At 62.3% G+C, this 8064-nt stretch carries 7 protein-coding genes and 1 pseudogene; 2 read left to right on the forward strand and 6 right to left on the reverse strand.

Going from position 1 to position 8064, the window contains the following annotated elements; translation table 11 throughout:
* Positions 1 to 1334: 1334 nt before the first annotated feature.
* The 4 genes and pseudogenes from ABZV40_RS45990 to ABZV40_RS46005 all read right to left on the reverse strand — a co-directional run.
* Positions 1335 to 1641, reverse strand: a pseudogene (locus ABZV40_RS45990) (IS1380 family transposase); the annotation flags it as partial.
* 134 nt (positions 1642 to 1775) lie between these two features.
* Complete coding sequence (locus ABZV40_RS45995) at positions 1776 to 2027, reverse strand: hypothetical protein (protein WP_355456445.1); 252 nt, start codon at positions 2025 to 2027, stop codon at positions 1776 to 1778.
* An 820-nt stretch (positions 2028 to 2847) separates the two neighbouring features.
* On the reverse strand, positions 2848 to 3324 hold the full coding sequence (locus tag ABZV40_RS46000; protein ID WP_355456446.1) for a LuxR C-terminal-related transcriptional regulator: 477 nt from the start codon (positions 3322 to 3324) through the stop codon (positions 2848 to 2850).
* 347 nt (positions 3325 to 3671) lie between these two features.
* Positions 3672 to 3896 (reverse strand): hypothetical protein, encoded by a 225-nt coding sequence (locus ABZV40_RS46005; protein WP_355456447.1) that lies wholly within the window; start codon positions 3894 to 3896, stop codon positions 3672 to 3674.
* A gap of 1653 nt (positions 3897 to 5549) precedes the next feature.
* On the opposite strand from ABZV40_RS46005, the gene ABZV40_RS46010 reads away from it, so the two are divergent.
* Positions 5550 to 6386, forward strand: a complete 837-nt coding sequence (locus ABZV40_RS46010) for a glutamate ABC transporter substrate-binding protein (protein ID WP_355456448.1) — start codon at positions 5550 to 5552, stop codon at positions 6384 to 6386.
* Positions 6383 to 6658, forward strand: coding sequence for a hypothetical protein (locus ABZV40_RS46015; protein ID WP_355456449.1), 276 nt, complete (start codon positions 6383 to 6385; stop codon positions 6656 to 6658). Before ABZV40_RS46010 ends, ABZV40_RS46015 begins: the two co-directional genes overlap by 4 nt.
* Positions 6659 to 6868: 210 nt before the next feature.
* Here the strand turns inward: ABZV40_RS46015 and ABZV40_RS46020 are convergent, their stop codons facing one another.
* On the reverse strand, positions 6869 to 7045 hold the full coding sequence (locus ABZV40_RS46020) for a hypothetical protein (protein ID WP_355456450.1): 177 nt from the start codon (positions 7043 to 7045) through the stop codon (positions 6869 to 6871).
* Positions 7046 to 7397: 352 nt separating this feature from the next.
* Entirely contained in the window at positions 7398 to 7664 is a 267-nt protein-coding gene (locus ABZV40_RS46025) for a hypothetical protein (RefSeq protein ID WP_355456451.1), read from the reverse strand.
* Positions 7665 to 8064: the final 400 nt, after the last annotated feature.

Raw genomic sequence — 8064 nt, forward strand, 5'->3', positions numbered from 1 at the left:
AACCCCCCACCCAACGGCACCCACAAAAAATCCAACGAAGGATCAAGCTCAACACCCATCACCCCACCCCCCACAACAACAACCCACCACCCGGCACACAAACCCACCGGACAACAACACCGACACCACACCGAAAAAACGACAGAAACCCTCATCATGTGAGGTCAGATCCCGGTCAACGATTGCGGGGCGGTCATACTGGATCAGGCTCGCTACTGCGGTTGAACGGTCAAGGTGTGACATCGGCGTGTCGCCTCGGTTGTTTGCCGCAAGATGGGCCGGAAGCGGCCTCATCCCGGCTACCGGTCCGTCGTGACACCCCGATGGTTCAACCTCAGTAGTGCCATCGCGAGGCAGCGATGCAGGCACGATCACTTCCACGACCCATCCGCCGATCTTCCGCCAGTATTTCGCCTTCGCCTGCTCGAGTGCCATAGGTGGATGACGGAAGCATCACACCAACCCTCCGTGGCCAAAGGGCAGTACAACAACCATGGACTGGATATCCAACCCGGATGGACGGATAAGCACCTCAGGTGAAACTCAGGTTACCCTCACGCACCCGAGTTGCTTGTTCTTGTGAGCTGTTCGGCGGAGTAGCGCGGCTGTCGGCGAGCGTCGCGGACCGATCGGTACCAGCAAGATGCGTGTTGGCACTCGACCGAGCAGCGCGGAGGCGAGGTCCACGGGACACGGTTGGATCGGGATCATCACCGACACCGCTCGGGGGTGTGCGGAGGACACGATCTGGCCAGAGGTGAGGGAATTGGAGTCCGGCGTGGCCCCGCTCGGGCCTGTCCGTCGGTGAGGCGGCGGTCGTGAACCCGTCACGGTCACCGATTGGTCTGCTCATAGCGTTGCTGGAGTTGGTGGACCCGGACGGCCAGCTCGCACAGGTCTCCAACCGGTCGTGGGTTCCGTCTGCGGTCTCACCGCCGCCCGCAGCCACGACATCTGCCGACAAGCCGTCCTGCAACTCGTTGCAGGACCGCGGCCATATCGGCGCCGGCGACAGCGTCCACCGGCCCTGCAAACGCAACGACAACGAGTTTCACCTCAGGCCGACCCGCCACCACCCGCTACCTGGTCGAACGCGGCCGCAACGCTGAAGAGCTGGCGCGTCCACACCCGAATCCACGAGAGCCCACACAGAATCACTACTACGCCCACGCTGTCCTCGCCCCTTGAACAACGCACGTGTCAATGAGGTTGACAAGACCGGTACTTGCAGGCCTAACGGAGAGTCACCAAGTCCCTGCCGTTTCGGATATGACTTCAAGCTGAGCGCTTAGCCTGAATCCACCGACGGTTGGTCGGTGATTCTTCATCCGCGCTGCGAGATCGACCAGCAACCGGCGTGCCACCGCGTCCAGCTGCCGGGTGTGGCCATGGGTGAACGCCCGCGGGAACGAGCCCAGCGCCGACGACACGTACGCGGCCGGCCGCCATCCCTGCGACGATCGAGCTGATCTCGCCCTCCGGATTGGCCCCGGCCGAGGCGATCGGCCAATTCGTGATCATCACATGTTTGGTGATCAAAACTGACAGCTCGACGCTCTCGGCGAACGCCATCGCCGGAACCAGCCCGGCACACGACACGAGGTTCTCGTCATCGAACCGCACCGCCGCGCCACCGCCTATGCGACAATTTCACGGAAAGCGCCTTCCACGAGCTACGACGTGAGACCTTCGACAAGCCTCATTACCGCAGCTCAGAAGGCACTTTCGCGGTCAAGGCGCCGCTCCCGGACACCGAACCGTCGGTGGATTCAGGCTTAGTACTCCACCCACAGCTGGACGTAGTCAGGAACTTCACCGCTGCAGTCGTAATTGCGGCCCGGGTAGTTCTGCGATGCGGTGAGGTGACAGGCGATTTTCGCGGCAGCGGCTTCCTCGGGCCCCCTCGCCAACCACGACTGGACGTACACCCAGATTCCGGCGGCCTGGGCCGCCGCGGGGACCAGTGCGGCAGTACCGGCAAAAACGGAAAACGCCACGACGACGCTGGTAATGGATTTCCGCAGCATTCAAACCTTCCCAAATGGTTGAGATCAACGAGTGTCAGGACCCGGAATCTAGCAGCGCTCTTGGCGAGCAAAGTCGAACCGGATACGTTCGGGCAGGATTGCTGCCCGAGTGTCTGGCGACCAGGCACTGCAGTGCGGAGATCGACAGCGTGCCTCCAGCCCGGTCGCCCTCGCGCCGTCTGACCCAGGTTGCGCCGGGCGCCTCAGCAGCACCGGGAGAGCCGTGCCTCAGAAGCTGTTCCACCACTCCTCGCTGTCGCGGACCGCCGGCACGACGAAGTCGGAAACGCTGCGGTCAATTCGTGTCAAAATCCCGAACGTCGGCCACCCGCAGCGACCAGGTAGTGCTTGAACAACGCTTACCACCCGTCAGCCGACACGCCTTCGACGTGGATGCGTCCTCAGAGCGGGAGATGTTCCGGGCACCGGGCCACCTCGAACATGTGGTAGCAATTCGAGCGCAGCAACTTGACGATTCCGAGATGCACGGAGAAAGTGAGCCTTTCATCCTGTGCTGGAAGTGTAGATCGGCGTGACGCGAGCTCAACCCAGAACAACTGGCACTGGCGGCGCTGATGCACCCACGCAAAGGCGAGACATCACCGATCTCGACACCGGATTCACGGCCTCAGCTACGACCTGCTGACGCTACGTCAGCGAAACCGCCAAACCACTGGCCCGGCAGTCCATCCACGTCCTGCACAACTACAAGGTCACCGCAGGATGAAAAAGTTCATCGCGGACCATTGTTACAGAACTCAACTGGCCCGTAAGAGCCGTGGACGACGCGGGGACTGCACGACATTGAGCGACGAGGTGGTCAAAGGAGTCCTCGCCGCAGGGCATAGGCCACGGCGTGCGTCCTGTTGCGGAGATCGAGTCTGTTGAGCAAGTTGTGTAAAACGTTCTTCACGGTTCGTTCTGAGTAGATGAGTTTCTCGGCGATCTCAGCGGTGTCGAGGCCCTCGGCGAGGAGCCGGAGCATTTCGGTCTCTCGTGGCGAGAGTTCCGGGAGGGAGGGACCGTCCGGCCGAAGGCTTTTCTCGTGCAACTGCTGCAGGCTCCGCCGCAAGGTGCCCTCGGGTACGGGGACAAGGTCACTACAGCAGTCGTGGACGTCGTTAATGGCACACAGCAGGCGTGCCTGCTGTGTCGCCTCCGTACGCGGCACCAGCGCTATCGGGCCCAGCTCGACAGCGTCAGGAAGGCCGAGCGCGCACGCATCGTCCACAATGAGGACGAAGCGGAGGCCGCTGTGCACGTGGACTACCGGCAGGGACGAGTCGACGACGGCCACCACTACTTCAGCCACGTTCGGTTTCGCGACGAGTTCGACGCAGGAAATAGACTGAAGTGTGGCGACGAGGCCAGATGTGACAAGTGGGTCGGCCGAGTGGACCGCGATGCGGATGCTTTTGCAACGCGCTTGGGAAGCTGTTGAGGATCGCTGACCTCGCTGAACTGGGCGTGAGGTCATAGTTCGACAGAATCGCACGGGGTCAACTCATCTCCAGTTTTGTTGAGTGACGGCTTTCCGATGGAGACTGACCTCCCGATTGGGTGTACTTGTGCCGCTGAAACGTGGACAGCGACGACTGAGGGATTTAATATCCCGTAACCGCCGCTGTTATCCGCGAATTGATGTCAGTTGGACTCCACCCAGAGGTAGGTCTGAGGGCCCGGTGCCGGCGTCTCGTAGTAGCAGCTGAACCAGCGGCCCTGGTCGATTCCCGCCTGGCAAGCATCTCGAGCGGCCTCGAACGTGGGGTAGACGCCACCGAAGTTCACGGTGCTCGCAGACGCGGCAGGGGCAGCGACAGCAAGTGCGGCGCAAGCCAGCGTGGCGCCGATGAAGAGCTTCTTCAACATACGGAATCCTTTCGTCAGTTAATCCGAGATTGCAGAGGCCCGCGCGGTGACAGAAACGACACACAGAGGTATCAATTACAGACTCAGGCAGCGGAGTGCGATACTTCAGGAATCGCAGGCTGATACTGCCCGCAGAGCTGACAGCAGTCAACACGAATGCCCTATCAGGCAACCTTGACTTCCTGAAAACGCCGATTCTGCGAACTGTGGGCGAATGGAAGTCACTTCAGCGGGCTGGGGACGTTCGAAGGACATGATCGGGCTGCCGCTCATCCCACGGTCCGCAGTGCCGCCTGTGAGCACAACCATGACGAGCGCGTTCGCGTCTCGCTCGTCACCCGTTGCCGACGGGTGTGGTGTGGCGCTGAGAATCCGCATTCATCGGTGAGCACTTGACTACAGGAGGTACAGGTGGCAACCGTCGGCCCCGCCCCTGCCGACGCGCACAGCCAGGGGATTCCCGCAAAGGCCGCTCTCCGTCTGGGCGCTTTGCGGGCTGTCCTTGTGCAAGCGCAAGATCAGCCGATACCCAGCACGTTCCGAACTGGATACGAGAGGTCAGGATCCGGATGAGAGACCGCTTGGTGTTCTGATCGGCAGGACGGTGGCTGCCCTGGTCAGTCCAGGTCCATCTGCCAGTGGCGCGCAGTGCTGCGACCGACGTAACGGACCTTGTGGTCGGCGGGCCCTCACCCACCCATGTGCATTCCTTGTGCGCCGAAGGTTCCTGAGTGCGCGCACAGCATGCCCAAGGGGGCCACCCCGCTGAACCTGGCCCATCGGTAGCAGGTACCGCGTCCTCCCGAGATAGGAGCGGTGAAAGGTCGCAGAATCCGTGCCGGTGGCCGAGGGGCCCGAACACCCGCGCCCGCCGCACGGCGCATGCGGCCAGATACGCCACGGTGCTCGTACTCGTGGCTGACCCCGCGCATCATCCGCGCCTGATCCGGCGCCAGGCTCCGGCGCGGTAGAACAGCACGTGAAGCCGCCGGCATCCGCACAACGATCTTGGCCGGAAGCTCTGACACCAGAGGCTTCGCCGCATCCAGGTGCTGACGCGCCGATGCTCATCAAACCTGTCATTCCACAAGAAGCCTCGCCCGCCAACGCCTCCACACCAGGATGAAAGGCTCATTGGGTCTGCCGCACCGTTAGATGCGGCAGACCCGCCACGGGCAGTAGCCACCGTCTCCAAGCGCCCCGGTTCGAGCCGGAGATCCACGCCACGAGTCACCCCTCCGTCACTGCCGACGCTCTTGCCTCCGCAGTTCCGTCAGACGCGCTTCCGCTCGCGCCACCAGAAGACCTGAATCTCGGGTCACATCGCTTGCGACTTGTTCCACGAACGTCATCAGCGAAGAGTTCGCAAGTTCATCGGTCCTCCCGCTTTCAGCTCTCTCGGTCACATCAACCCCTCCGCTCGGTACTTGACAGATTGCCCAACCAAGCGGGTTCGACGAAGCCCCGGGCCGGATGTTGCCCCGAAACACGAGAAAAACTGCACGAAATACCCCTCCGACTGCCATCGCTCAAGCACTTCGTGCACGTTGGTGCACAAAACTCTGCACCAACGACGGGCGACTGGCGAAACAGCAGGGAAGCATCTAATCTCGGCGCGATAACTGAACATTTATTCCACACTTCGGAGAAGATTTGTCAGCGCCACGAAGAACGACCACCGCTTCGGCGATCTTTCTTCTCGCCATCTTTGCGCTCACCGGCTGCGGCCAGCAGAAAGGCCGTTCCGAGGTCCTGAACCACAGCACGGAAGGCCATCTCAGCATAGGGATCACCTACGATCAGCCCGGCCTGGGGCAGCACCTTGCCGACGACACCGTGAGAGGGTTCGATGTCGACGTCGCGAAATACATAGCTCAACGATTGAATGTCCCAGAAAACGGGATCAGCTGGAAGCAGGTTCCTCTCGCGGACCGCGAGATCGCGATCGAACGAGGCGAGGTCGACTTCATCGCTGCTGCCTACTCCATCACCGCGCAACGCCAGCAGCGGGTGACGTTTGCCGGCCCTTACTACATCGCCGCTCAGGACCTGCTCGTCCGTGAGGACGAAAAGTCCATCAACGGGCCGGGCGAGCTCACCGGCCGGCGGCTCTGCAGCGTCAAGGGCACCACCTCAGCCGAACGAGTGCGCCAGCAGTACGCGGCCAACGTGCAACTGGTCGAGTACCCGCAGTTCGACCGGTGCATCACCGCCTTGCTGGCGGCCCAGGTCGATGCGGTGACGACCGACGACGTGATCCTGGCCGGCTACTTGGCGAAAAATCCCGAACTGTTGCGGCTCGTCGGACGCAAGTTCGGCGAGGAGCGCTACGGCATCGGCCTGCGAAAGGGCGACGACGAGGGCCGGACACGCATCAACGCGGCGATCCAGCAGATGATCTCGTCAGGCGCCTGGAACGCCGCACTGACCAGGAATTTCCCGAGTCCGGAGTTCCAGCCGAATCCGCCGCCACAGGTCGGACAGGAATGACCTCCACGATGAGGAGGAAGAAACCCGCCAAACACCTCACCTGCCTGGTCATCTCAGGTGCGCAGCGGCTGCGCCTTCCGCTGTTTGCGCTCTGCGCCGGTGCCGTGCTGGTGCTGGTCGGCTTTGGTCTCGCAGCCGTCAAGGCCTCGTCTGGTGCTGTCACCCATCCGTCCAGCGCAGGGTCGGCGAACCAGGAATCGTCATCCCACTGTCGTTCGACAAACAACGTCCGTGGAGCTGACCGCCAGTTCAACCTCCACCCCGAGCAATGAGCCACGGCGAACCACCATCTCTTCGGCGACCCGCAGGACAACGACGCTGGTAGCTCCCACTCCCGTCGCACCACCAACGCCGCCGGCGCCCCTTCCCGACGGCCACGTCGTCGCTCACCGGCTCCAGTGCGTCCTCGAGCAGCTCCGCGTCGCCTTCCAGGACGACGCGAACGGGTGGCCAAGAGGTCATCGACTCACAGAGCGTGGACCTCACGCGATGTCGGCGAATCCAGCCAGGACATCGATGCGGGAAAGAAGATCAAGGGACATAGGCGGCACATCACCGCCGATGCGCTGGGCCTCCTGCGCGTCGCGATCGTCACTGCCGCACCAATCCAAGATTCCCTTGGCGAGCAACAGGTTCTCGATGATCTCGCTGCTGACCACCCGACCCGTGTCGAAGGCGTGAGTGGACGGTGGCTACGACAACGCGGCGGTCAGCCACGGAGCAAGGGATTTCACGTGCTGCCCCGTCGCTGGGCGGTCAAGCGCAGCTTGAGGTGGCTGGTGCAGCATCGACGACTTGCGCGCGACTACCAGTCGCTACCGCAACGCTCGCGCACGATGATCCACTGGGGCGACGACTAACATCATGAGCCGCCGTTTGACCGAAGAATCCACCCAAGCCCAGCGAAGCGATCTACGCAAATCTGACATCTCGATCTAAACCTAGATCAGTTGCCCTTTGCGCAGGCGAACTCACCACACCGGACCGAGCCTGGGGACCCGGCGACAGGGCTCACTCCGTGACGACGGTGCGCACGTACCGGAGGTCGTCGATGAGCAGAATCTCCATGCCCCGTGAGCCTCGCCAGGCGACGAGTATGAGATCCCGTGTGGTGGCGTCGTCAAGCAGACGCCGTTTCTGCGGTGGTGTGATGGCTTGGGTGACCAAGCCGTCCGCAGTGACGTGGATCAGCGCCACGGATGGGGAGAGCCAGTCCAATCGTGCGGCAGTGCTGGCTGGACGTAACGCGGACGCGTCAAACGCGGCGAATCTCGGCATGAGCTAACCCTAGCCACCCGTGGTGGTGATCATCGGCACGGTGTCAGGCAGCCGACATCCCCCTCGTTGGTGTTGCACGGCGAGCGGACATGCCCCGCGGAATGCCGGTTCGCCGGAGCGGCAGCAACGGCCGACTTCCAAGAGATACGCTGCTCTCGCCGTCATTTAATTCAAGTTTCGCCCCGTTGCACATCTTGGTCCGGCGCGACACCGCGGAGAGTTGACCACCTCAAGGCTTTGACGTTGAACCTGGACGGAAAGCACGAGGCACTGAAGTCGTCCGTGGACTGGCGACGGCTGCCAGTGAACCTTTTTCATCCTGGTCTGGATGCCTTGGCGGACAAGGGTTTTCTGTTGTGACTGGTTGACGCGGTCGCGGCGTGTCGGACCCTGGACATGG

The sequence above is a fragment of the Lentzea sp. NPDC004782 genome (assembly GCF_040609115.1).
GTDB lineage: Bacteria > Actinomycetota > Actinomycetes > Mycobacteriales > Pseudonocardiaceae > Lentzea.